At 38.3% G+C, this 23,984-nt stretch carries 20 protein-coding genes; 7 read left to right on the forward strand and 13 right to left on the reverse strand.

The window, feature by feature from the left end; translation table 11 throughout:
- Nucleotides 1-20: 20 nt before the first annotated feature.
- Nucleotides 21-1,667: an FAD-dependent oxidoreductase gene (locus U0R11_RS08675; protein ID WP_406751309.1), complete on the forward strand. Its 1,647-nt coding sequence runs from the start codon at nucleotides 21-23 to the stop codon at nucleotides 1,665-1,667.
- 160 nt (nucleotides 1,668-1,827) lie between these two features.
- Here the strand turns inward: U0R11_RS08675 and U0R11_RS08680 are convergent, their stop codons facing one another.
- The 7 genes from U0R11_RS08680 to U0R11_RS08710 all read right to left on the reverse strand — a co-directional run bounded on the left by U0R11_RS08680 (nucleotide 1,828) and on the right by U0R11_RS08710 (nucleotide 9,554).
- Nucleotides 1,828-2,631, reverse strand: coding sequence for a nucleotidyl transferase AbiEii/AbiGii toxin family protein (locus U0R11_RS08680; protein ID WP_406751310.1), 804 nt, complete (start codon nucleotides 2,629-2,631; stop codon nucleotides 1,828-1,830).
- Nucleotides 2,628-3,449, reverse strand: coding sequence for a type IV toxin-antitoxin system AbiEi family antitoxin domain-containing protein (locus U0R11_RS08685; protein WP_406751311.1), 822 nt, complete (start codon nucleotides 3,447-3,449; stop codon nucleotides 2,628-2,630). Before U0R11_RS08685 ends, U0R11_RS08680 begins: the two co-directional genes overlap by 4 nt.
- A gap of 510 nt (nucleotides 3,450-3,959) precedes the next feature.
- A complete protein-coding gene (locus U0R11_RS08690; protein ID WP_406751312.1) occupies nucleotides 3,960-4,874 on the reverse strand; it encodes a hypothetical protein in 915 nt (304 codons plus the stop codon).
- Between the two features lie 113 nt (nucleotides 4,875-4,987).
- Nucleotides 4,988-5,497, reverse strand: a complete 510-nt coding sequence (locus U0R11_RS08695) for a HEPN family nuclease (RefSeq protein ID WP_406751313.1) — start codon at nucleotides 5,495-5,497, stop codon at nucleotides 4,988-4,990.
- Nucleotides 5,498-5,657: 160 nt separating this feature from the next.
- The gene (locus tag U0R11_RS08700) at nucleotides 5,658-6,704 is read right to left on the reverse strand and encodes a Fic family protein (RefSeq protein ID WP_406751314.1); all 1,047 of its coding nucleotides are present in this window, start codon (nucleotides 6,702-6,704) and stop codon (nucleotides 5,658-5,660) included.
- A gap of 282 nt (nucleotides 6,705-6,986) precedes the next feature.
- Nucleotides 6,987-8,429 (reverse strand): AAA family ATPase, encoded by a 1,443-nt coding sequence (locus U0R11_RS08705; RefSeq protein ID WP_406751315.1) that lies wholly within the window; start codon nucleotides 8,427-8,429, stop codon nucleotides 6,987-6,989.
- A gap of 6 nt (nucleotides 8,430-8,435) precedes the next feature.
- Entirely contained in the window at nucleotides 8,436-9,554 is a 1,119-nt protein-coding gene (locus U0R11_RS08710) for a vWA domain-containing protein (protein ID WP_406751316.1), read from the reverse strand.
- Nucleotides 9,555-9,702: 148 nt separating this feature from the next.
- On the opposite strand from U0R11_RS08710, the gene U0R11_RS08715 reads away from it, so the two are divergent.
- Together U0R11_RS08715 and U0R11_RS08720 are read left to right on the forward strand one after the other, a co-directional pair.
- On the forward strand, nucleotides 9,703-10,458 hold the full coding sequence (locus tag U0R11_RS08715) for a sterol desaturase family protein (RefSeq protein WP_406751317.1): 756 nt from the start codon (nucleotides 9,703-9,705) through the stop codon (nucleotides 10,456-10,458).
- 9 nt (nucleotides 10,459-10,467) lie between these two features.
- The gene (locus U0R11_RS08720; RefSeq protein WP_406751318.1) at nucleotides 10,468-11,388 is read left to right on the forward strand and encodes a metallophosphoesterase; all 921 of its coding nucleotides are present in this window, start codon (nucleotides 10,468-10,470) and stop codon (nucleotides 11,386-11,388) included.
- Here U0R11_RS08720 and U0R11_RS08725 read toward each other — a convergent pair.
- The 3 genes from U0R11_RS08725 to U0R11_RS08735 all read right to left on the reverse strand — a co-directional run bounded on the left by U0R11_RS08725 (nucleotide 11,385) and on the right by U0R11_RS08735 (nucleotide 16,239).
- On the reverse strand, nucleotides 11,385-12,314 hold the full coding sequence (locus U0R11_RS08725) for an SGNH/GDSL hydrolase family protein (protein ID WP_406751319.1): 930 nt from the start codon (nucleotides 12,312-12,314) through the stop codon (nucleotides 11,385-11,387). The two genes, U0R11_RS08720 and U0R11_RS08725, sit on opposite strands and share 4 nt — an antisense overlap.
- Nucleotides 12,295-13,110, reverse strand: a complete 816-nt coding sequence (locus U0R11_RS08730; RefSeq protein ID WP_406751320.1) for a 3-keto-disaccharide hydrolase — start codon at nucleotides 13,108-13,110, stop codon at nucleotides 12,295-12,297. The genes U0R11_RS08725 and U0R11_RS08730 overlap by 20 nt, the downstream gene beginning before the upstream one ends.
- Before the next feature lie 132 nt (nucleotides 13,111-13,242).
- Nucleotides 13,243-16,239 (reverse strand): PVC-type heme-binding CxxCH protein, encoded by a 2,997-nt coding sequence (locus U0R11_RS08735; RefSeq protein WP_406751321.1) that lies wholly within the window; start codon nucleotides 16,237-16,239, stop codon nucleotides 13,243-13,245.
- Nucleotides 16,240-16,499: 260 nt separating this feature from the next.
- Here U0R11_RS08735 and U0R11_RS08740 point away from each other — a divergent pair, with 260 nt between their 5' ends.
- The 4 genes from U0R11_RS08740 to U0R11_RS08755 all read left to right on the forward strand — a co-directional run bounded on the left by U0R11_RS08740 (nucleotide 16,500) and on the right by U0R11_RS08755 (nucleotide 20,868).
- Nucleotides 16,500-17,252, forward strand: a complete 753-nt coding sequence (locus U0R11_RS08740; protein WP_406751322.1) for a LiaF transmembrane domain-containing protein — start codon at nucleotides 16,500-16,502, stop codon at nucleotides 17,250-17,252.
- Between the two features lie 142 nt (nucleotides 17,253-17,394).
- Complete coding sequence (locus U0R11_RS08745; RefSeq protein ID WP_406751323.1) at nucleotides 17,395-18,414, forward strand: sialidase family protein; 1,020 nt, start codon at nucleotides 17,395-17,397, stop codon at nucleotides 18,412-18,414.
- Between the two features lies 1 nt (nucleotide 18,415).
- Nucleotides 18,416-19,921 (forward strand): sodium:solute symporter, encoded by a 1,506-nt coding sequence (locus U0R11_RS08750; RefSeq protein WP_406751324.1) that lies wholly within the window; start codon nucleotides 18,416-18,418, stop codon nucleotides 19,919-19,921.
- Nucleotides 19,922-19,926: 5 nt separating this feature from the next.
- Complete coding sequence (locus U0R11_RS08755; protein ID WP_406751325.1) at nucleotides 19,927-20,868, forward strand: dihydrodipicolinate synthase family protein; 942 nt, start codon at nucleotides 19,927-19,929, stop codon at nucleotides 20,866-20,868.
- Here U0R11_RS08755 and U0R11_RS08760 read toward each other — a convergent pair.
- Genes U0R11_RS08760 through U0R11_RS08770 form a run of 3 tightly spaced genes read right to left on the reverse strand, consistent with a single transcriptional unit; the run spans nucleotide 20,865 to nucleotide 23,849 of the window.
- Nucleotides 20,865-21,641, reverse strand: a complete 777-nt coding sequence (locus tag U0R11_RS08760) for a polysaccharide deacetylase family protein (protein WP_406751326.1) — start codon at nucleotides 21,639-21,641, stop codon at nucleotides 20,865-20,867. The genes U0R11_RS08755 and U0R11_RS08760 overlap by 4 nt on opposite strands.
- Before the next feature lie 10 nt (nucleotides 21,642-21,651).
- A complete protein-coding gene (locus tag U0R11_RS08765; protein WP_406751327.1) occupies nucleotides 21,652-22,947 on the reverse strand; it encodes a hypothetical protein in 1,296 nt (431 codons plus the stop codon).
- A gap of 38 nt (nucleotides 22,948-22,985) precedes the next feature.
- Complete coding sequence (locus tag U0R11_RS08770; RefSeq protein WP_269004195.1) at nucleotides 22,986-23,849, reverse strand: AraC family transcriptional regulator; 864 nt, start codon at nucleotides 23,847-23,849, stop codon at nucleotides 22,986-22,988.
- Nucleotides 23,850-23,984 lie beyond the last annotated feature (135 nt).

Raw genomic sequence — 23,984 nt, forward strand, 5'->3', positions numbered from 1 at the left:
TCATCTTATGTTGATAAATTATGAAAGCTTGTAAGGTTCTGATTGTCGTATTTCTTTGCAGTATTTTTCTGCCTACTTGGGCACAAAAAAACACCTATTCTGCTGATGTGATTGTGTACGGGGGAAATGCATCGGCCATCATAGCAGCCGTGCAAGTGAAAAAAATGGGACATAGTGTCATCGTCGTTTCACCCGACAAACATTTGGGCGGGCTAACTTCGGGCGGTTTGGGGTTTTCAGATACGGGAAACAAAGAGGTGATTGGAGGATTATCCAGAGAGTTTTATCAACGTATTTATCAGCATTATCAAAAGGAAGAAAATTGGCTTTGGGAAAAGAAATCACAGTTTGGCAATAAGGGCCAAGGAACTGTGGCCATGGATGGAGCCAATAAAACCATGTGGATTTTTGAGCCACATGCCGCGGAGCAGGTAATGGAAGATTTGGTTAAAGAATACCAAATTCAGGTTTGGCGGGAGGAATATTTGGATCGCAGTCGACAAGGTATCCGATTAAAAGATGCCAAAATTCAGGAGATTAGTACCTTGTCCAAAAAGCATTTTGTCGGTAAAATGTTCATTGATGCAACCTATGAAGGGGATTTGATGGCTTTAGCTGGGGTTAAGTACCACGTAGGTAGAGAAGCGAATTCGGTATATGGAGAAAAGTGGAATGGGGTGCAGGTAGGAGTTTTTCAGCATGGGCATTATTTTAAAACGAAGATTAGTCCATTTAAGGTAGCCAATGATCCTAGCAGTGGTTTATTGCCTGAAGTTTCAACAGAAAAACCGGGGCTCAATGGTTCGGGGGACCATAAAATTCAGGCCTATTGTTTTCGGATGTGTTTGAGTAATCATCCAGATAATCGGAGGGCTTTTCCTAAGCCTGAGGGCTATAATCCTGATCGATACACCTTGTATGCCCGGGTTTTTGAAAGCGGTTGGCGAGAAACATTTGATAAGTTTGATGCTATTCCCAATCGGAAGACCGACACCAATAATCATGGACCATTTAGTACCGATTTCATTGGTAAAAATTATGATTATCCAGAGGCAAGTTATGCACGTAGAAAAGTCATCATCAAAGAACATGAATTATACCAAAAGGGATTGATGTATTTCTTGCAAAACGACTCAAGAGTGCCTTCGGAAGTTCAGGATCGCATGAAAATCTGGGGATTGGCCAAAGACGAGTTTAAAGATAATGGAGGCTGGCCGCATCAATTGTATGTGAGAGAGGCGAGAAGAATGCTTGGCAAATATGTGATGAAAGAAGCGGATGCATTGGGAAAAACGAAGATAGAAGAACCGATAGGGATGGGGTCTTATTCCTTGGACGCGCATAATGCTCAGCGATTTGTCACGGCGGAAGGCTATGTTCAAAATGAAGGAGATATCGGTGTGCATCCGGATAAACCATATTCCATCAGTTATGGCTCCATTGTTCCCCAAGAGCAGGAGTGTCAAAATTTATTGGTGCCCGTTTGTCTTTCCAGTTCGCACATCGCCTATGGATCGATCCGCATGGAGCCCGTCTTCATGATTTTAGGTCAATCCGCTGCCACTGCCGCCGTATTAGCCATCCAACAAAAAACCAGCACCCAGCAAGTGCCCTATTCGCTCTTGAAAGAGCGTCTTTTGAAAGATGGGCAGGTGGTTTCTTATTAGTTATTAGGTAATAGGGATTAGTGTTTAGAATGAAAAATGTAGAATTGGTGTGTGTGGGGAATTACATCTAGGGCAAATTCATTTGCCATGCTTTCCATGGATTTAGTAATTTGTCTCTATGAAAAATGAACCATGAAGGTCTATTTCGTGACTGTCTAGGTCATAAATTTAATTTTTTCATGTGTCGTTGAACTTCTCTTTCAACATGATCAAAGTCGGGCAGATCTTTTATTTGTTCGTTCATGGAGTTTTTCCACCTGCCTTTATATTGGGGTAATCTTTCTTCCAATTTTTTCGGGAAATCTGTGTGCCGTAAACCCTTGTTTTTGCATTTAGCATCAAACTCTCTCACATAAAAGGAGGCATCCATTTTATGTTCTTCTAATAGATACCAGATATCGTAAAAGTCTCTTGCTTGCATTCGTTGCATGACGGAACGCATTTTTTCAACCAATACTTCTTCCAGAGGATAACATAACAGTTTATATTCTTCCAAATCGGAATACCCAATAAAAACATTGTGCTTAACAGGTTCAAACAATAATTGTTCATTACGTGAAATATCAACTTTTACCCGTTTGTTGTTGCCTAGTCCACCAAGCAGACCAACGTAACTGATGTAAAAATTTATACCGCCATCTTCGTGTTCATTGTTGTCAATGATGTTAAGTGGAATATTGGCTTCTTCTTTAATGATTTCAAACACTTCGGTAAACCAATGGAAAATTTGCTCGTTGCTTATTTGGATATTCAGCAAAGTGAAATCAAGGTCTTCCGAGAATCGATAATTTTCAAAATATACCTTCTTTAAAACAGTTCCACCTTTGAATACTACAGCCTTTGAAAGTTGTTCGTGTTTTGCAATGCCAAACAGAATCCACGATAGAATATAATCCTTTTCAATCTGGTGGTCGCGTACACCAATTGCATTTGCATTTTGTTGTATTTCTCCAGGTTTAATCATGTGTAAATAGCAGATTTAATGGTGTCTGTTTCCAAATTTTGTTGAATACTCCAACGGCTGTTTCGTTTACCTGTTTTGGGTAATTCAGTATCAAGCAACACATAAGATGCCGTTTTTAGATGCTGCAAATCTGCAATAATTCTAGTGTTGATTTCTAGCATTTCTAAAAGAAATCCTAATCGTTTTATAACGGCTTGCGAATCAAATTTCTTTGCGTATTCGAATAATGTGTCGTAGTTGATGTTGTTTTTTGATATGTAGAGTGCTTTTGCCACTTCAACTATACCACCCGCATAATCGGGTTTAAACAAGCAATCAATAAAAGTTTTTTCTAAGTCTGAGCAAAGCACTTGATGATAGCTGTCAATCCAAATTTTCTTTGCACCAAAAAAGTGTTTCTCGTTGTGATAGATATATTGAAAAGGAACGTTTTTAATTTTAATTTCTGATGGTCGTATTTGTTTTGAAACTACAATTTGTTCTTTCAGTGATGGTTGTGTAATTAGATTGTGAATTTGTAAAGCGGAATAATATCCGATGTAATGTTTGGCATCATTCATCAAGTGTTCCACAATCAAATGCCAATCGGGCATAAAAGTTTCGGCGTTTTGCTCATAAGGTATAATGTAATAAAGACCGTCTTTCAATCGCATCAATAATCCCCTCTTTGTCATGTCGCTAAGTAACTCCCTTATGGTACTTGCTTTAGAGTTGGGTAAGGCATTGTATGCTACAGAATAGTCAAAGCAATTCTTGTTCTGTCCATTGAAATAGGATAGAAGTTTGCTTGATTGCGTCGATATATTTTTGTTTTTCATAGTATCAATATCAGGATAAACCTGACTGAAATGATATGAAAGATAATGAATTTGAATAACTTAATACATAAAAAATTATTATTTATAGTCAATCAGTCAGGATTTACCTGACAAATTTGATATAAAACATTTAAATCTATATAGAAAATAGTAAGAAGCGGATTTTTGGCTTTCGCCAAATGGTTGGTTTGTGTTTTTTTGGAAAAAATATAAAACCAGCACTTAGCAAGTGCCTTATTCTTTATTGAAAGAACGTCTTTTGAAAGATGGGCAGGTGGTTAACTTATTAGGAAATGTAGAATGAAAAATGTAGAATTTGAGGTGGGAATCTAACTTAAGGTAGATTTCCGATTCTAACTTATGATGGCTCGAGTGTTAGAAATCGGATTGGACTATATTTTAAAAAAGGGACCTGCTTTAATTTAAATTAGGCCCCGTTATTTCTATTTACACACTTAATTGGATGGTGTCAAACCCAGTAATTGTACGCAACATTAGTTAGCGGTATTTTTATTGTAAATATTGATTAATTTGTTTGCGCACATTTTTTAATAACTCCAAATAGGAATTTATTGATTTGAAGTGAGATTTTGTCAAATGCTCCATTTCATTAAACGCCGTGTTTACCTCATTAGAAATATCGCTTAATTCAATAGCATTATAATCTTCTGGAATGTAATTTTTGGCAATGTAAATAAGTGGTATTACAAATCGTTCATTTAATTTTTTCCTGTCTTTTAATTCATTGTCGAAAATGGTTTCTTTGTCTTTTAAAATTTTATTTCTGAGTTCAGAATATTCTTGCATAAATTTATCGGCGTTGTTAAATCTCCAAATTTTATCTCCTTTTTTACGATTGAAATCTTTACCTCGAAGGTTACTTACTTCAAAGTATTTAGTGTAAATTAATTTTCGATATGAATAAAACTTATCCTCATGAAAATTATATTTTCTCATATATGTTCTGAGTTCGTCACGTAGAGAAATTCGAAAATCATTTAATGTGTAAAGTGTTGAGAGGAGTGTATTTATTTGAGCTATTTTATCTATGTTGTCTACCCCAAGATCTTTGTATAAATATTTTACATCGATAAATTGAAGAAAATCTACTTGAATTCCTTGATTGAATTTTAATGAAAAATTTTGATTTTCTATGTATTCTTCTAAGCTATTAATTTGACTTGAAACAGCTGTATTTAATTGAGACAAACTATTTTTGAATAATTTAATTTCAGATTTTTGGATCTCTGTTTCTTCTTCTTTTTTGTCTTTTTTTTCTTTAGAATAAATTTTTTTAGCAATCAAAAATCCTCCTAAAACACTAAAAATGCTAATCAAAGAGCTTACAATCAATGATAACCAGTCAAACCAATTTGGGTCTGATTCACAAAAATCCCCTATTTGAAAACTAAATATTGAAACCATTTTAATACTTAAATATTAAAAAAATAATGTTTGATTAACCTATAATTCGCTCTTGGAGTAATAAACTTCTAATTTCTTGAATGGAGTTTTGTTCATCAGTTTTTCTTTATCAATCAAATTCTTTTATTCATCACTTCGTTTATGTAATATTTTCCCACTTCAGAAAGAAATACTCCAATGTCGTCATAACGGATTTCAACTTCAAAATTCTTTATTCCTTTATAGTCGTTCCAAAACTTAAGTCTTTTATTTTCGATATCAATTGCAAAATTTGCGTGCGATAAAGAATTTCGTAAAAGTCTTAGGAAAGTTATCGTATCAAGATTTTTGTCTGTAGGATGGTTAAAAGTAAATTTATCTCTTGATTCAAATTTAAAATTTGTATTAGTTTCTTCCCATATTTCTTTTGGAATTACAAGTAGTCCGTACAGAAGCAAAATAACTGTGCCTTGATTTTTTGTGTGATAGATATTTAAGCTTTGAAGTTTTTGGTTCGTAAGGAATTCCTGAAAAAAATCATAAATAGTCATATTCGGATTTTGCTTCAATTGTTCGTCAAATTGAAAAAGAAATTGCCCATTATACCAAGTCCACTTAGGAATGTCTTCTCTTGAATCGGTCATTTAATTTTCGTTTATTGTTGTTATCAAATATATGGAAGCGCAGCGAAAATGACAGTTTTGAGGCTCTAAACAGGTAATATATAATAAAAATCGATACGAAGTAGAGGGGTTGAATTTTCCCCCGGAATGCCACATTTGGCAAAATCCCTTTTCTTGTCTCTTATCCCTTGTTCTCTAATATGGCCAATAGCTGGAGGTTTATGTATAATTTTTCTTTTCCAACTTTTACGGAGGTCAAAAATCCATGTTCTTCCAATGCCATCAAGTAGTTTCCTACTGTCTTTGGATTACCTAGATTTTCGTCAATCAAATGTTGGCGTTTCGTGTATGGCAAGCGGAATAAAACTTCAATTAATTCTTTGGAATAAACTTTAGGTAATTTCATTTTGATTTCGTCAGCTACTTTTTCCATCACATGGGTGATTTTATTTAGCCGATTTAATCCTTCTTGTGAGGTGATTTCAATCATATCCAACATATACAAAATGTAATTTTCCCAATCATTCTTTTCTGTTACATTTCGTAAACGTGTGTAGTAGGCCGTCTTGTTTTTGATAATATATTCACTCAAATAAATAGCAGGAGTATCTAGCAAACCAGAAAGTTTGAGATAAAGCAATAATAGAATTCTCCCCGTCCTACCGTTACCATCTGAAAAGGGGTGAATTGCTTCAAACTGATAGTGCATTAACGCCATTTTTATCAATGGGTCAAATTTTTCGTCTGTATTTATAAACGTTTCTAAGTTCGCTAACTTCTCTCGTATAAGGTTTTCTCCACTTGGGGGCGTGTAAATGATCTCTCCATGTGGGGTTTTCAATGTTGTACCAGGGGTGTTCCGAATAGAAGCATTGTTTTGCTTGATACATTGAACAATTTTGATGCAAAGATTTGTCGAAATAAATGGCTTGGTTTCTAATTCATTTAAACCTAACCAAAGTGCTTCTTTGTAACTTAAAACTTCTTTTGTGGCGGAATTTTCGTTCTTTTTATCAGCAACTAAAGACTTATAAAGTTCATCGTTTGTTGTAATGATGTTTTCTACCTCCGAACTTGCTTTTGCTTCCTGCAAATAAATGGTATCTAAAAACAAGGTCGGATTTGGCAAATTCTGCAAAGCTCCATTCAGTTGTGCCAAAGCTCTACCAGCCGAAATAGTCTTCCGAAGTATGCTTTTTGTTTCAATGTCTACCTTTGGTGGTAGCATTGGTAAGTCGTTATACGGTATTTTTCGGTCAAATGTGCTCATGCTGATAAGTGTAAGATTTACCCTCGTTTGTAATACGAGAGTAAATATATGAAAAAATTACTCTCGTTTGCTAGATAAGAGTAAATATTACACTCGTTCGTTCCCTTAGATTTTAGGGGATCTATTTGATTCGGTATTATTATGGAAACAGAATAATTTACCAGTTGACAAAATGATTATTTGTATTTTTTACCAGCCAATTAAGAGCTAGAAACCAATAATTCTACATTCTACATTCAATCAAAGCAAATCCTTAAACTGATACCCTTCCGTAATTCTTTCTTTGCTTAATTTACGGTATTCAGCTAAGCCCCAAAGGACTAGTTCTTTCATGAAATAACGGTCTTCTTTTTTGACTTTAGGGATGTATTTCTTTAGTAAATCATCCAAAGGTTTGATGGAGTCTAAGCTGCTTTGGTATTCTGCATCCGAGCAATCATCCGTAATTACAACGCCGCCTTCCGTAAAGATGTATTCCAAAAGCGGGTCGTAAGGACTAGCTAAATCTTTTTTGTGCAGCTTTTCTATCTTAGGGAAATAGTTCGGGAAAAAATGGTGCACTGCCAGGCTAATCAATTGTTGGGCTACTTCTGCCGCTCCTTCTTGTTCGCCTTCATAGACCAGCTCCACCTTTCCTGTGATGGAAGGGACAATTCCCATAAAATCCGACAAGCGCAAGGAAGTATGATCATCTCCTGCACGTAGGGAACGTCTTTCAGCAGCACTCATGAGGTTTTCTAAGGCCGTAATACTCATACGCGCACTAACACCACTTTTGGCATCTACAAACTCACTATCTCTGGCCACAAAACTGATTTGCTCCAAAATATCCATGGCCAATTCAGGAACATAAACACGGTCTTTTTGCTCTTTTTCCAGCTTGGCTTCTTGGGCCGTAATCGTTTTGGCGATTTCGATACTCTCAGGATAATGCGTTAAGATTTGAGATCCAATACGGTCTTTCAATGGAGTTACGATGCTTCCACGATTGGTATAATCTTCTGGATTAGCCGTGAAAATGAATTGCAAATCCAAAGGCATGCGCAATTTGAAGCCTCGGATTTGAATATCCCCTTCTTGTAAAATATTGAACAAGGCCACTTGAATACGGGCCTGTAAATCGGGCAATTCATTGATGACGAAAATACAGCGATTGGCACGAGGAATCATACCAAAATGGATCACTCGGTCGTCGGCATAAGACAATTTCAAATTAGCTGCTTTGATGGGATCCACATCCCCAATCAAGTCGGCCACGGTCACATCGGGAGTGGCTAGTTTTTCGAAGAAACGTTCATCTCGGTGCAACCAAGAAATAGGCGTAGCATCGCCTTTTTCGGCTATCAAATCTTTGGCAAACCGAGAGATGGGCTGAAAAGGGTCATCATTGATTTCTGAACCACTAACAAAGGGAATATATTCATCCAATAGACTGACCATCAAACGGGCTAAGCGTGTTTTTGCTTGTCCGCGTAGTCCTAGCAAGTTGATGTTATGTCGAGATAAAATAGCTCTTTCTAATTCAGGAATAACGGTATGTTCAAAACCATGCACCCCTTCAAATGGCGTTTGTCCCGCTTTGATTTTAGCTATCAAATTTTGTCTTAATTCATCTTTGATGCCTCTGCTGGTATATCCTGATTTTTTTAGCTCTCCTAAAGTGGCAATTGTGTTCATTGACATGTGGCTTTATTTAATGCGTTTTTTTCGATTCGTTTCGTAGTCTTCAAAGATCATTTCTCCCAAACCTTTCAATCCAGTATAAAATGCTTTTCCTTGGTTGGCTTGCGTAAATTCATTCACAAAGCGTTGAAGATATTGATCTCGCGCAATCATGAAGGTCGTGATGGGAATATGTAATTTTCGGGCTTGCTGAGCCTGGGTATAGCATTTATCGACAATGTACTCATCGAGGCCATTGCTATTCATGTAATATTCACCGTTGGGCAATTTGACGCAGCTAGGCTTACCGTCGGTAATCATAAATATCTGTTTGTTGGTATTTCTTTTTCTTCTCAAAATATCCATGGCCAACTGTAGACCCGCCACCGTATTGGTATGGTAAGGCCCCACTTTGAGATAAGGTAAATCTTTGATGGAAATACTCCAGGCATCATTGCCAAAAACTAAAATATCCAAGGTGTCTTTGGGATAACGTGTGGTGATAAGCTCGGCCAATGCCATGGCTACTTTTTTGGCAGGGGTAATGCGGTCTTCTCCATACAAAATCATGCTATGGCTGATGTCAATCATCAGTACCGTACTCATTTGAGATTTATGCAAGGATTCCTCCACCACCAAGTCGTCTTCACTTAGTTGGAATTGGTCCATGCCGTGGTTGATTTGGGCATTTCTCAAACTTTCTGTCAACGATATTTTTTCTAAACTATCCCCAAATCGATACTCCCGGAATTCCCCGGTATGTTCATCACCACTTCCCGGATGTTTGCTTTTATGATTCCCCGAACCACTGCGTTTCAGGTCGCCAAAAATAGTATCCAAGGCTTGTTGCCGAATGGCTCTTTCTGTTTTGGCCGTAATGCCTAAACCCGAACTTCCGTCCTCTTTGGTTTCATCACGGATGTAGCCTCTTTTTTTCAGGTCTTCGATAAAATCGTCGATGGTATAAGCCTCATCCGTCAGTTGATATTCCTTGTCTAATTCCCGAAGCCAGTCGAGAGCTTCATCCAAATCACCAGAAGTATGAACAATCAACTCTTTGAAAATCGCAAAAAGCTTATCGAAAGGGCTCTGATTTTCAGGCTCATAGAGTTTAAAATAGAAGGCTCTTTTATTTTCTTGACTCATGTGATGGGGTAAGGAAGCTTAATGGTAACGCTAATCTAGGCTTTTCTGTTTCATAAAATTTAAAATTAGATGAATGAGTTTTAATTCACTCCACCAAAGTTTTTTAAGCCATTTGAATTCCATATTTTTACTAGGCAAAATTAAACCTATGACCATAGAAAAATTTCTTCAAATTTTATTTAGTATTGGTAGTAGATACTATTTGGTGGCAGGAGCTTATTTCTTGATTTTCTATGTCCTTTTCAAAAAGGGATTGTCTAGCAAAAAAATTCAAAAGGCTTATCCCAAATGGAATGATTACCTGCGTGAAATAGGGTATTCATTTGGAACCATCATCCTTTTTGCAGCAGTCCCCATTTTCATTGTTCAAAACCCTGCTGTTCGGCCATATACCACCTTATACGACCGAATGGATGGCATGGGCTGGGGATATTATTGGTTTGCCTATTTACTGATGTTTTTGATGCACGATACCTATTTTTATTGGGCTCATCGAATCATGCATCATCCTAGTATTTTTAAATGGGTGCATAAAGTTCATCATTTGTCGACCAATCCTTCTCCATGGGCCGCCTATGCCTTTCATCCCTTGGAGTCTATTGTTGAAACGGGGATTTTTGTCTTGTTTGTATTTACGATTCCTGTGCACCAAAGCCATATTTATTTGTTTTTCTTTTTTTCCATCATTTACAATGCCTACGGACATTTGGGTTGGGAATTGTATCCATCCGGATTTTCGAAATCTTGGATTGGTAAATGGATTAATACTTCGGTAAGTCATAACCAGCATCATAAATATTTTAAAGGAAATTATGGCTTATATCTTCTGTTTTGGGACCGTGTGATGGGAACATTGAGAGAAGATTATGATACGGCTTTTGAAAAAGTAAAACAGAAACAATAAACCTATTTTATGAAATTATTATTCACCTTATTTTTCAGCCTTTTACTGGGTTTCAGCAGCATTGCTCAAAACAAAAAATTTGATTTTATCGCCTTTGGGGATATGCCTTATAAATTGCCAGAAGATTATGGTCGATTTGAAGGGGTGATTAGAAAAATCAATCAAGAAAAACCGGTTTTTAGTGTCCACGTAGGAGATATAAAATCAGGATCTACTCCTTGCTCTACCGAGTACTTTAATAAAATCCATCAATATTTTGAGGCATTTGATCAGCCTTTGGTTTATACTCCAGGAGATAATGAATGGACGGATTGTAACCGCAAAGCAGCCGGGGAATATGATCCGAATGAGCGGTTGAAGGAGCTGAGAAAAGTATTTTTTGCTAAGAAAGAAAGCTTTGGTAAGAAGAAAATTAAATTAGTTTCTCAATCGGAAAATCCAACTTTTGCTAATTATGTAGAAAACAATACTTGGGAATACGGGGGGATACAGTTTGCCACGATACACTTAGTAGGGTCCAACAATAATTTGAAAGGAGCCAATGCCGATAACACGGAATTTAATGAGCGTGAAAAAGCCAATGAAGCATGGTTAGAAGAGGTTTTTGCGAAGGCGAATTCTAAAATGGGTTTGGTATTTTTTACCCAAGCAGATATGTTTTACCACGGAGCTGTTCCCACAGGTTTTACTCAAATTGTGGAAAAGTTGACGGCCTTAACAAGGGTTTATGGAAAACCTGTATTATGGATTAATGGAGATTCCCATCGTTTGCTGATTGAGAAGCCATTATTGATGCCCGATAAGAAATCAACAATTTTGAATTTTACGCGTTTGCAAGTGTTTGGTGAGGCAGATATGGAAGCTGTAAGAGTAAAAGTGGACCCCAAATCGTCTCAATTATTTTTGTTTGAGCAATTGATGGTCGATTAAGGAGTGAGCAAAGCTTCTATTTGTTTGTCTATTTCTAAAGATAAAGCTAGGGCTTCCATCAATGGAAGTCCTTTTTTCATTTCAGGACGAAGGTGTCCTGTGGAGCTGAGCCACGCATCTTTCATCAGATTATGTCGTTTGACAATTAATTGGAAAAAAGAATTGGGGTCTTTGATGGGGGATAATGCTTGAATAATGGTTGGGAATTGAAGGATGCTTTTTTGACCTAAGTAGCGTAAAATTTGTTGAGCCATGATCCAATGTCCCAAATCTCCAGGATGTACCCCATCTTTGGCTAATGCAAAATTCGGATCTGTTTTTTGCTGAGCGGTTTGGAAATCCTGCATAGGAAAATGGACATCAATCACCTCCCAAGATTTTTGTTGGAGTAACCATTCCGAATAGCGATCCAAGACTTGGGCGTAGCCTGGCTTTTTACCTAATTCCTCATCAAATGGAGCAGGAGTCAAATGGATGATTCTAGATCCTCGAGCCTCAATTTGGGCATGTAACCAAAGGATACCATCTTTGAATTTTTGAAATCGAAGCGAGTCTAGAGGAAGGTAAATACCATCATTCATGCCATAGGAAGCAAACACAATATCGGGTTGGGTTTGAAGAAGTACTCGATCTAATCGTTCATGGAGGTCGGGTCTAGGAAAACGTCCATCGGCATGGCCTTCTTCCGACAAACCAGAGACCGTTTCACTGGGTAAACCCACATTGATGAATTCAATTTTTTGTTGGGGGAAATAAGCTTTATGGTAGGCTTCTATGGCTTGGGCATATCCAGCGGCATAGGTAATGCTGTTACCTAGAAAAAGGACCCGTTTGACGGAGGCATCAAATAATTGGGCCTGAGCGCTAGCTATGGAACATAAGAAAATGAGACAAACGAGTAGTCCATCAGTCTTTTTTTGCCTCATTTTTTTTGGATTTAGGGACAGGCAACACCTGAATTTCGATATTTCTAAAATCGATTTCTTGGCCTTCACTTTGAAGCGCGATAAATCCTTCTTTTAATAATTTTCCATCTATTTTGATGGCAGGATTATAGCCATTGGCTACGCCTCCGCCAATCTGTGGTTGAGCATATTCCAACACCTTTTCGCCATTGATGTAGTGACTAACAAGAGAATCCCCTAAAACAACTAATTCCGCTTTTACCCATTGATCTCCTTCGTAAGTTTTGGAGCTGGAGTTGATGCAATGCCGTGGGTCAATTCGTCCGTTATAAAACACATCGGTTCCGGGGGAGCACATATTCCCTGTTGGTCTGGGTTTACCATCGCCTAATCCTGCCAGAAACTGCATTTCTACGGAAATAGGCCAGTCCTGTTCTTTAGGAATGGTTTTGGGATCTTGGGAATGGAACATGACACCTGAGTTTTTCAAGGTATAGTCTGGGGCATCTTTTCTCCAAATACCCGTGAATCGATATTCTAGTCGGAGTTTATAATAGGAAAAAGGCTTTTTATAATACAAATGTCCATAGCGATTATTGAAATGGTCGTATTGGTCATACCTTACTTTAATTATGCCATCTTCTACCCGAAAGGTTTGGCCATAATTATCTCCCACTTCATGATGGAAAATTTTCACGGTCCAATCTTTGATGTCCTTACCATTGAAAAGAGAGACCCATTTTTCTTTTTTGGGCTTAAAAGAAAAGGCCGAGAAAGCTAGTAATACGGCAAGGAAAGCAAGGGTTATTTTGGACATCATTATCAGTAAATAGGTAATTTGAGAGAATGTCCAAATATATCAGATTCTTGAATAAAAAATTCGATTATTTTGTTTTTGTAACAGGGTTGACAGCGTTTCAAACGCTGGCAACCCTAGTCATTTTAAGCGTTAAATTCCTTTGATAAACGCCACCAAATCCGCCATATCTTGCAATTTGATATTGGCATCTAAGCCATTTGGCATGGCAGAAACTTTGGATGAAACTCTCGATTTAATTAGGTATTTCTCAATGACCTGCACCGCACCGCCCATTTGTTTTAGGCTTAGCGAATTGTCGTTTTCCGAAGTAATGATTCCTGATATTCTAGAACCATCCGACATTTGTAAATCCCAATTGCCATATTTGTCCGCAATGGAATTATTTGGATTGATAATTTCCGTAATGATAGAAAGGGCATTTCTACTTTTTAAGGTCGATAAATCAGGCCCAAATGAAACACCTGTTACGCCTTTGATTTGATGACATACGGTACAGTTAGTCTTAAATATTTCTTTGCCTTTTGTGGCATTTCCCGTCATGTCTGCGGCAGGTAAATAATTCTGCAATACCGCTTTTCTATCCTCACTGATGGCCAATACTTCACGAGCTAATTTCCGGATATTGGCATCATAGGAATTCATTAACTCCACAAATTGTGGCCATTCCAAATCTGATTTTGGAATATTTTTATTAGCTATTTCTCTCAACAGAGGAATCATGTATTTCTCATTCACAATTTGGTAGCGAATCCAAGCCTTTCGAGAAGGCATTTTCATTTGCTGGTAAACCTGATTAATTTGAGCCATTTCCTGCGCTGAAATCTGATTCGGTAAAGCTTTGATACTGGCCAATTGAATGGATTCACTGCTAGAAGTGCGAATGAACGAAATTAATTTACTTGTGAATGCTGGATCCTTTTGTAAGGTTAACAAGGCCAAGGCATCCTCTTGAAATTTGGCATCTTGACTAGCAGAGAATTTAGCAAAGACCTCTTTGGTGAATACTTTATTTGCCGGTAATCCAACCGCTTTGAATACCCCAATGATGGCATGACGCATGTTTTTGTTTGGAGAAATTAAAAAAGAGTTGGCCAAGGCATTTTTTTGAGTTTCATTTAAGCTAATTTTCTTTTCAGCATATTCCGCATAATTGGCCAAGCCTTTTAATAGCGCCGCTTGCCACCAATCATTACTCACTTGCGCATCACTCGTTAATGCCAAGAAACTGATGTCCTGCTTTTTCATTAAGGCTGCCGCTACATAGGCGAAGAAATTTTCCTTTCCTTCAGAGGGCTTATTTCCAAAATTTGCAATGGCCCCTTTTAATAAATTTAACTCAGAATTTTTTGAGGCAGCAATAGCGGCTACACCCACCCAATGATCATCAATGTCTTGATTCAAAATACTACTTCGCAAGGCCACTGCTTCAGGAAATGTGAAAAATGCAGAAGAGCATAGCCATTGAAAACGTACTCGGGCATCCGCATCTTTAGCTACCTGAATAAGTGCTTGTTTTAATTCATTATTTGATGAAAAGGAGGGTGATGTCACCTGGTGATCCGCAATTTTTATGGCATTTTCACGCACTCCTGAGGTTTTATTACCTAAAGCCAACACCAAATCTTCTGGGGTCAATTTGCCCCAATCCGACAATAACCATAAGGCTGGAATACTGGCTTCTGCCTCTTTCTTAGCAATCGTTTCTTGCAAAGCTGGTACAACTGACAAATCTTTGCGATGGAACAATAAACGTTGGGCGGTTTTTCTGAACCAGCCATTGTCTGATTGTAATAGCTCAACTAGCTTTTCTGAAGACTCTTTCGACAAATGAGTGTCATTCATCCAATTCATTCCTGCACTTCCCTTTTTTGTGATACGATAGATTCGACCTTTGGTCTTACCATTGTACAAAGCCCCGCTTTTATTAACCTCTTCCGACATCCATTCAGGATGTTCAATCAATTGGCGGTAATAGTCAATCACATATAAAGCCCCGTCTGGTCCAACGTAAAAATTGACTGGTCGAAACCAAGGATCTTTAGAAGCTAAAAATTCTTTTTTTTCTAAAAGTCTTTTACCAGAAAAGGTTGAGCCTTTGGATTCAATGATATCGGCATGAACCAAATTATGTACAGGCTCTCCCACAAAAGTCACTTGACTAAAATCTTTGCCAAAAGCCCCTCCATCATACCAAGTGATACCACAGCTGGATGTCACCACGCCCACGTCTGTTAACAATTGGTGATTTGGGTTTTCTGAAATAGGATAGACCTCACAAGCATCTCCATGATCTGGGATTTTTTCCATGGCCTCAGGAATGACCAGGTTAGGGTTGGTGCTGGTATAGCGGGCATCTAATACCTCATGGTAAAGGTGATCTGCATTATCGGTGTAAAATCGGTGACCCCAAGGGTCAAAAGTGTGCCCGTACTGGGTTTCACCAGACATGGATTCTAGACCAAAACTATCGGGTTTAAATCGAACATTACGACCATTTCCGTTTTTGGGTAGGATGTTTGCTTTTGAGTTAGCAGGGTAGCGAATATCACTTCCTTTATCTCCAAAAAGGTATTCATAAGCGAAGGAATTGATGGATCCAGAATGGCCTAAATAAATCCAGTTATCCAAACCGAATTTTGGGGAATTCATATTATGCTGCGGATTGGACAATGAAAATCCTGTTAATATCACCTCCCGCTTATCCGCTTTATTGTCGCCATTGGTATCTTCAAAATATAGAATGTTGGGAGCATCGGCTACGATGATTCCTTTTTTCCATTTCATAATTCCCATAGGTAGGGTTAAACTATCCACAAAAATTTCGGATTTATCAGGATATCCGTCACCATTGGTATCCATCAGTTTGCGGACTTGTCCAGTTTTGCTTAAATCCAGTGGATAGCCAGGCATTTCTAAAACAAACCAGTTGCCATCTTCATCGATTTCCATGGCCACAGGATCGGCGACTAGGGGCTCTGCAGCCACCATTTCAATGTCAAAGCCGTCCATGAGTTGAAAATCATCGAGGGCCTTTTGATGCTCCTTGGAAAGTTTAGGATGATTCTTTTTCTCGGTTGAGCAAGCGAAAATGCTGAGACAAAGGAATATAAATATAAAATTACGCATGTTGTTTGATAGGTTTAGTTCACGCAAGTTAACGCATTTATTAAGTTTTGATGAATCTATAATTCCCTCAGAAATGAGATTTTAATCAATATGCTAGATTTTATTATTAACATGTATAAATAGTTGTCTTTTAGTGGACTTTGAAATTGTCTTGGACAGGGATTTCGACAATTCACCTCGTTGATTCCCCGTTTATCCCAAAGTTGATATAGTCGTTTGACCTTTTGCTTTACTTGGAGAACAATTTATACCCTATACTCATGAGCAAAAAATCTACTTCAAAATCTGGTGGTACCGTTGGAATCGTTTTCCTATTGGTTGGTATCGTATTCCTAATTCGTCAGACCGATTGGTTTCTATTGCCTGATTGGCTGTTTACATGGCCTGTTTTATTGATTGTGGTAGGATTGGTTTCGGGTGTTAGTAGTTCATTTCAGCGAACAGGCTGGATTTGGCCCGTATTAATAGGAGGGGCGTTTTTGATTGACCGCGAATTTATGGATATTGATATTTTCGAATATACCTTACCCGCGGTATTTATTATCGTCGGTATTTCCATGATTCAGAAGTCAAACCGAAAAAATGGCCAAGCTTCTTGGGGGCCACCCATGGGAAATTGGGGAGGATCATCGAAAGAGGATAATCCAACTTTTTCTGACAATTCAGAACCTTTTATTGCCATATCCAATGTACTCAATTCAAGTACTATTCGTGCTACGAGTAAAGACTTTAAAGGGGCCAATTTAACCAATATTGTGGCAGGCTTGGAAATGGATTTTAGTCAAGTCCAATTTGAAGGAGAATCCATCCGGATCGATATTACTCAAATCATGGGTGGGGCAACACTTTATGTTCCCGAACATTGGGAAATTAGACAACATTACACAACTTTATTGGCAGGTTTTGAAGACAAAAGAAAGAGTTTAGGTAATAATACTGAAGGAGAAAAGAAGATTTTACACTTGAATGGTTTCCAAGTTTTGTCGGGTATTCAAATCAAAGATACCCTTTAAATAGGCGTTTATAGGGATATTTGAGGCAATGACCAATGGTGGAATGGTATTTTTGAAGACTCTTTTTTTTCAAAATTTTGGGCAAAAAGGATGATTTTCTCATAAATAGTGTAATTTCGCTTTCCATTGAACCTATTTAACTATGAAAATTTTGTATCTACTAGCACTATTGGTGTTAGGTCAAGGAGCTTTCGCGCAGATTACAAGCTCAGGATTTATTTACGAGAAGGCCCCATTCCCCGAATGCCATGCTTCTACCATTGAGGAGACTCCAACGGGTTTAGTGACTGCCTGGTTTGGAGGAACCGAAGAGCGTCATCCTGATGTTGGAATTTGGGTGAGTAGAATGGTTAAAGGCAAATGGACTGCTCCAATGGAAGTAGCCAACGGTGTTCAAAACAGTACCATTCGTTATCCCCTTTGGAATCCCGTTTTATTTCAAATGCCAGCTTCTAAAGGTGGTGAGTTATTGTTGTTTTACAAAGAAGGACCTACACCTAAAGACTGGTGGGGCATGATCAAACGTTCCAAAGATGGCGGTAAAACATGGTCTAATACCGAGAGGTTGCCTTTAGGCATTTTAGGCCCTATCAAAAACAAACCTGTGATGTTGAAAGATGGCACCCTGTTATGCCCAACGAGCTCCGAAGATAATGGCTGGCGAGTACACTTTGAAATGACCAAAGATGGAGGCCGTACATGGACGCGAACAGAAGCGATCAACGATGGTAAAGAGTTTTCAGCTATTCAACCTAGCGTTTTATTCTTAAAAGACGGTCGCCTGCAAATTCTTTGTAGAAGTAAGAATGGATATATCTTAGAGTCATATTCTTCCGACCAAGGAAAAACTTGGTCAGCATTGAAGGCTATTTCTCTACCTAATCCTAATTCAGGGACAGATGCTGTAACCTTAAAAGATGGCCGTCAGGTGTTAGTTTACAATCATGTGACTAAGGAATCCCAAGAATGGGGAGGCAAGCGTTCTCCACTTAATGTGGCGATTTCTTCAGATAGTAAAAACTGGAAAGAATTGGCCATTTTAGAAAATGAGCCTAAGGCCGAGTTTTCTTATCCTGCGGTGATTCAAACGAAAGACGGTAAAATTCATATTACCTATACGTGGAAAAGAGAGAAGATTAAGCACGTTGTGATATCCTTATAATATGACGCTACCCATTCTTGATCTTAGCATCATTGTTGTTTATTTACTCTGCATGGTGGCTATAGGTATTTATTTTTCTAGGAAAAATAATAGTTCCGAACAATTTACTACGGCCTCTGGCCAAATTCCCGGTTGGGCATTAGGACTGAGTTTTTATGCCACTTTTTTAAGCGCTATTACATTTTTAGGTGACCCTGGGAAATCATTTGGCTCCAATTGGAATCCTTTTGTTTTTAGCTTATCCATACCTTTTGCGGCTTGGGTATCCACCAAATACTTTGTTCCGTTTTATCGAAACAGCGGCGAGGTAAGTGCATATACGCACTTAGAGAAGCGTTTTGGGGCTTGGGCGAGAACCTATGCCATGGTTTGTTTTATCATGACACAATTGGCAAGGATGGGCACTATTTTTTATGGAATAGCACTGACAATCAATGCCTTAACTGGAGTAGATATGCGTCTGATTATCATCGTTTCTGGTTTATGTATCATTTTTTATACCGTTCTAGGCGGGATGGAAGCGGTCATCTGGACTGAGGTGATACAGGCTATTTTGAAAACGATGGGAGCACTCATGATTGTGGGGATCATCATTTATCAAACAGGCTTTTCTAAGGTGATTGAAGTGGGTATTCGGGATGATAAATTTAGCTTAGGAAGCTTTGACCCGGATTTTAGCACGAGCTCCGTGTGGGTGGTTTTGATGTATGGCTTTTTTATCAATTTGACCAATTTTGGAATTGATCAAAATTACATTCAACGATACCATACGGCTAAAGATGCCAAAGAAGCAGCTAAAAGTATTTGGTTATGCGTGATTTATTTCGTTCCAGTTTCTTGTTTATTCTTTTTTATTGGAACCGCGTTGTATACGTTTTATATGGAAAATCCAGCTTTGATTTTAGAATTGAAGCAACAGGTTTCTGCTGAAAAAAGTATTGCAATAGAAGCATTAAAGCCATCTGATTATGGAGATCGGGTATTGCCATTTTTCATGAAAACTCAGATTCCTAAAGGTTTATTAGGATTGTTAATGGCAGCTCTTTTGTCCGCAGCGATGAGTACCATGAGTAGCGGTATGAATAGTTCGGCTACGGTGTTTCTCAAGGATATTTATTTACGTTATGTTCAAAAAGATTTACCAGCTGCCAAGCAATTAAAAGTTTTGCACATTGCTACCGTCATCATGGGATTATTAGGTATCACCTTCGGGATCAGCATGATTGGGGTTAAAAGTCTCTTGGATGTTTGGTGGAAATTATCAGGAATTTTCGCTGGAGGTATGCTGGGCATATTTTTGTTGGGATTCTTATCCAAACATGTGGAAAATTTGGCGGCCAAAGTGGGAGCCCTTGCTGGGGTGGCCATCATTGCTTGGATCTCCTTTAAAGATAGTTTCCCTGAGGCTTACCAGAGCCCATTTGATTCCAAAATGACCGTAGTTTTAGGTACCATTTCTATCGTATTGATTGGTCACCTTGTTCAAAAATTGATAAGTAAAAAGTAAAAATGATGCAACAGAAATTACCTAAGGGTTTCGTACCCGTGATGATAAGTACCTTCAAAGAAGATCATTCTTTGGATTTAGATGGAATAGCCCGTTTAACGGAAATGTACATTCAAACAGGTTCAGTAGGCTTGTTTGCCAATTGTTTGTCGAGTGAAATGTATGAATTAACTCGAGCAGAACGTTTGAGTTTAATAGATACTGTCGTGAAAACTGCCGCTGGCCGGGTGCCTGTAGTGGCAACGGGAACATTGGGAGATACCATGGAAGAAATGGCGGATTTCTCTAAGGCAATTTATGCTTTAGGAGTGGATGCCGTGATTGTTTTGAATAACTTGATGGTCAAGGAAGACGAATCTGATGCAGCGTTTTTAAAGCAAATGCACCATTTCATGGATTTGACTCCTGGTATTCCTTTTGGTATTTATGAATGTCCTGTTCCTTATAAGCGATTGATAAGTCAAGAGATATTGGAAGATTTACTTCCATCAGGTCGTTTAGTCTATCACAAAGACACCTCCTTGGATTTAGCTAAAGTGGCATTGAGAATCCGCTCAGCTCAAGGGTATAATTTTGGTTTATACGACGCTTACATGGGTCATGCCGTTTCTGTCTTGAAGGCAGGAGCCATGGGTTTGTCTTGTATTCAAGGGAATTACTTTCCAGAATTAATCGCCTGGTTGTGTGCTAACTTTAATGCGCCAGGAAAAGAAGATCAAGTGGCTGAGGTACAGAAATTCTATATTGACAATATGGAGGTGATGCATACGGTTTATCCTACCAGTGCTAAATATGTCTTACAAAAAAGAGGCTTCCCCATTCGTCTAGCTACCCGCCGTGAAGTGGGGCATTTGACACCTAAAGAAACCTCTGCTTTGGATCAATTAATTCAAGATTACTTGAAATTGCCTATGGTAAAAAGTCTGGATTTTGCCCCTTTAGTTTAACGCGATTGAATGTATTTGGCGACTGTTCCCATCGGAGCAATCCAAATCCCATGTGTAGGATCATTGGCATATTCCATGAGCTTTTTCAGCATACTTAGTCGGGTGGTTTGATTGCCCGACTCATTCATTTCATGCCCGGCCAATACAAGCCATTTGCCTGAATTTCGTGCTTCTTCTATCCAAGGTAAGATTTGTTCAAAGTCTTGTCCATCCATTTCTATGCCTGTCAATTGGGCAAAATTATTATAGCTAGGATCGTTGGGAGCTTCACTTTTCCATAGACGGCCCAACAAAAAATGTTTGGCAATCAGCGGCACATAACTTTGCGTTTGAGTCGCATTTCCTATAAAAGTTTGTCCACATGGATAAGCAAAGACCTCGGCTTTTACTCCAAGATTTTTTTCAATCGACTTATTACAATCCAGAATATCCTTCTCCATTTTTTCTAGGCTATAATTTTCCAAAGCATTAGCTCTAGACCAAGTGAAAATACCTGTACAAGGATGTGAAGTACTGTGGTTGCCAATTTCATGGCCGTCGGCCACCGCTTTTTTCCAGCCCGCTAGGTTTTTATCCATGGCGCCCGGGTTAAGGAAGAACGTGGCTTTTACTCCATGTTGATTAAGTAATTGGGTACCGTGAGTCACTTGGCTACCTCGGGCATCATCAAAACTAAGACTGAGGGCCATTTTTTTACCTTGTGGCCAAGTGAAATTTTGCGAAAAGGAAGGAATAGCCCCTAAAAGAGCTATTCCAAAAAGAAGGCGATGCATGTGTTTCATGTTATGGTTTGGGTGTTTCTAGAGGAATTTCTACTCCAAATCTTTTATGTGAACTTTTAATATCATCATGGGAATTTGCCGCGATGTAGGCTAATACCGCGATGAAGGCCAAGACAATCCCTAGGTTTTTGGCATATTTACTCCAAGAAATCGAATGATTTTCAAAGTCAACGTCCACTTGGGAGAGTAGGTAAAGGATAATCACAAAATTGGCAATGTATAAATATTGTTCAATTCGATAAGTACTAAAGAAAGCTCCAGTGATGAGGATACTTAATAACATATACAAACCAAAATGTCCGATGAAAAATTTCTTGATATCTCCGTAGTCTAAAGATTTAGATTTGGAATGAACATTGAGCCAATAGATTCCCGCAAAAAGAATTAACAACAAGGAATCCCAGCGAACCGAAAGCTCGATGGCTTGGTCAGAAGAGCTTAGTAAAGGGGTGATGGTTTTCTCTAAACGATCCATACGGAAATTTTGCTGCCACATGGTAAAAGGGATGATCAAAACCAACATGAGCACGGGAAACCATTGTTTGGAATATTTTTCTTCCGTCGTATTTTCCCAATACGAAGTAAACGTTCCATAGGCCATACCGATCCCCCCAAAAAAGCCTAAAGAATATTCCATGACATTCCAAAAATTGAACTTGATTTCGGAAACATGTCCTAACACTTGTAAGAAATTACCGAAAGCAAATCCAAATCCTCCACCTAGTCCAGCAAACAATGCCACACGAAGAGCCGAGTATTGTTGGGTACGAAACATGAACCATGTTAATGCTGCCGCCATGCCAAGCACTCCAGCCCAAGATTCATCCCTAGGAGGGGTCATGAGCCATTCATATTGCTGGATGATGAAAAAGTAAAACAAGATGGCTCCAACGACCATTTCTACCAGTAACCGCGGCCAGGCTACAGGGCTTTTGCTGGAGTTTGATAAACTTAGTCCAAACAAGCCGCCACCAATGAAACCATACAGCCCACCGATGACAAAGAGGGAAATTAAGCCATAGTAGACATTGACAAATTCGGTATCTCGGCCATAGCCCACAACCAATCCATAGCTCATAACTCCGCCGATTCCCCAGCCCATGGCTCCAGATACGATGATTTGAAATGCTTTGGCAAACCAATCTTTTCGGTTGGCAATCAGGATAATAGCGATGGATCCGATGGACCCAGCCCACGCGGCCCCATGCTCGTGGCCGAATTGGCCACGTATAGCCCAGGCCGTTCCTAATGACATCCCCACAGTTAGTAAGGATAAAAGTAATTTTTTGTTGTTCATTGTTTGATAGGTTTAGAAAATGGTAATAATATTTAGAATTAATTGAACTCCTTGGCATATTGGAAAGGAGTCTTACCAGTGGTTTTTTTAAATGCTTTATTGAAATTAGTAAAATTATTAAAACCAGATTCATAACATATTTGAGTGACTAGAAATTGATTTTCCTTGATCAATTTACAAGCATATTCGACCCGAATTTCATTGAGGAAGCTGGCGTAGTTTTTTCTGGTTTTGGTTTTAAAATACCGACAAAAGGACAGAGGACTTAAATGCGCTATTCCCGCAATTTCATCAATACTGATTTTTCTTTTGAAATGCTTGACAGAATAATTGTAAATTAAGTTTAAGCGTTCCGTTTCTTTCTCGGAAGTTGAATTTTCTAGGATTCCCATGGAAAGAATTTCTCTTTCCTTGCTGGTGGAAAGTAAATCCAAGATTTGGTATAAATGTAAAACCAAATTATCATTTTCATTTTCCAATATGGTATTCATCCGACAAATGATTTGTTTTTTGGTTTCCCCTTGAATTCGGATCCCTTTTCTAGCTTCTTCTAATAATTGTAATACAAATCGATTTTCATGGAGCTTTAAAAATGAACTACCAAATAAATCAGGGTTAAAGTGGATCACTAAAGCACTAGCTTTTAAGTCTTCATCCCCCTGAAAATACACGTTATCACTACGTAAATAGTGTGGACAGTTGGACCCAATTAACAGTAAATCTCCGTCCTGAAATCGTTGAATACTATCACCCACAAATTGGGTTCCAGTCCCTTTTTCGATTAGTAACAATTCGATTTCTGGATGGTAATGATACTTGTTAAAAAAGTAGTTAACTATGTCCCGACGAACACTAAATGAACGCAGTGGTTGGTTCGAAACTTTAAGTAAATGAGCCTTCATTGAATTATTAAAGTTGTCAATTTAGATGAAATGCAGCTATTATGCTAGAATAGTTGTGCTATTTGACAAATTTATTTAATTATTCATCCATAATAATGCATTTTTTTGTTAAAATTTTTAACCCTGAATACCAAG

It is taken from the genome of Aquirufa salirivi (assembly GCF_045310485.1).
In the GTDB taxonomy this organism is placed as follows: Bacteria; Bacteroidota; Bacteroidia; order Cytophagales; family Spirosomataceae; genus Aquirufa; species Aquirufa salirivi.

Bases quoted from the DNA above. Each gene is read 5' to 3' on its own strand.
- U0R11_RS08675 (WP_406751309.1), top strand. From the start codon at position 21: ATGAAAGCTTGTAAGGTTCTGATTGTCGTATTTCTTTGCAGTATTTTT.
- U0R11_RS08680 (WP_406751310.1), bottom strand. From the start codon at position 2,631: ATGATTAAACCTGGAGAAATACAACAAAATGCAAATGCAATTGGTGTA.
- U0R11_RS08685 (WP_406751311.1), bottom strand. From the start codon at position 3,449: ATGAAAAACAAAAATATATCGACGCAATCAAGCAAACTTCTATCCTAT.
- U0R11_RS08690 (WP_406751312.1), bottom strand. From the start codon at position 4,874: ATGGTTTCAATATTTAGTTTTCAAATAGGGGATTTTTGTGAATCAGAC.
- U0R11_RS08695 (WP_406751313.1), bottom strand. From the start codon at position 5,497: ATGACCGATTCAAGAGAAGACATTCCTAAGTGGACTTGGTATAATGGG.
- U0R11_RS08700 (WP_406751314.1), bottom strand. From the start codon at position 6,704: ATGCTACCACCAAAGGTAGACATTGAAACAAAAAGCATACTTCGGAAG.
- U0R11_RS08705 (WP_406751315.1), bottom strand. From the start codon at position 8,429: ATGTCAATGAACACAATTGCCACTTTAGGAGAGCTAAAAAAATCAGGA.
- U0R11_RS08710 (WP_406751316.1), bottom strand. From the start codon at position 9,554: ATGAGTCAAGAAAATAAAAGAGCCTTCTATTTTAAACTCTATGAGCCT.
- U0R11_RS08715 (WP_406751317.1), top strand. From the start codon at position 9,703: ATGACCATAGAAAAATTTCTTCAAATTTTATTTAGTATTGGTAGTAGA.
- U0R11_RS08720 (WP_406751318.1), top strand. From the start codon at position 10,468: ATGAAATTATTATTCACCTTATTTTTCAGCCTTTTACTGGGTTTCAGC.
- U0R11_RS08725 (WP_406751319.1), bottom strand. From the start codon at position 12,314: ATGAGGCAAAAAAAGACTGATGGACTACTCGTTTGTCTCATTTTCTTA.
- U0R11_RS08730 (WP_406751320.1), bottom strand. From the start codon at position 13,110: ATGTCCAAAATAACCCTTGCTTTCCTTGCCGTATTACTAGCTTTCTCG.
- U0R11_RS08735 (WP_406751321.1), bottom strand. From the start codon at position 16,239: ATGCGTAATTTTATATTTATATTCCTTTGTCTCAGCATTTTCGCTTGC.
- U0R11_RS08740 (WP_406751322.1), top strand. From the start codon at position 16,500: ATGAGCAAAAAATCTACTTCAAAATCTGGTGGTACCGTTGGAATCGTT.
- U0R11_RS08745 (WP_406751323.1), top strand. From the start codon at position 17,395: ATGAAAATTTTGTATCTACTAGCACTATTGGTGTTAGGTCAAGGAGCT.
- U0R11_RS08750 (WP_406751324.1), top strand. From the start codon at position 18,416: ATGACGCTACCCATTCTTGATCTTAGCATCATTGTTGTTTATTTACTC.
- U0R11_RS08755 (WP_406751325.1), top strand. From the start codon at position 19,927: ATGCAACAGAAATTACCTAAGGGTTTCGTACCCGTGATGATAAGTACC.
- U0R11_RS08760 (WP_406751326.1), bottom strand. From the start codon at position 21,641: ATGCATCGCCTTCTTTTTGGAATAGCTCTTTTAGGGGCTATTCCTTCC.
- U0R11_RS08765 (WP_406751327.1), bottom strand. From the start codon at position 22,947: ATGAACAACAAAAAATTACTTTTATCCTTACTAACTGTGGGGATGTCA.
- U0R11_RS08770 (WP_269004195.1), bottom strand. From the start codon at position 23,849: ATGAAGGCTCATTTACTTAAAGTTTCGAACCAACCACTGCGTTCATTT.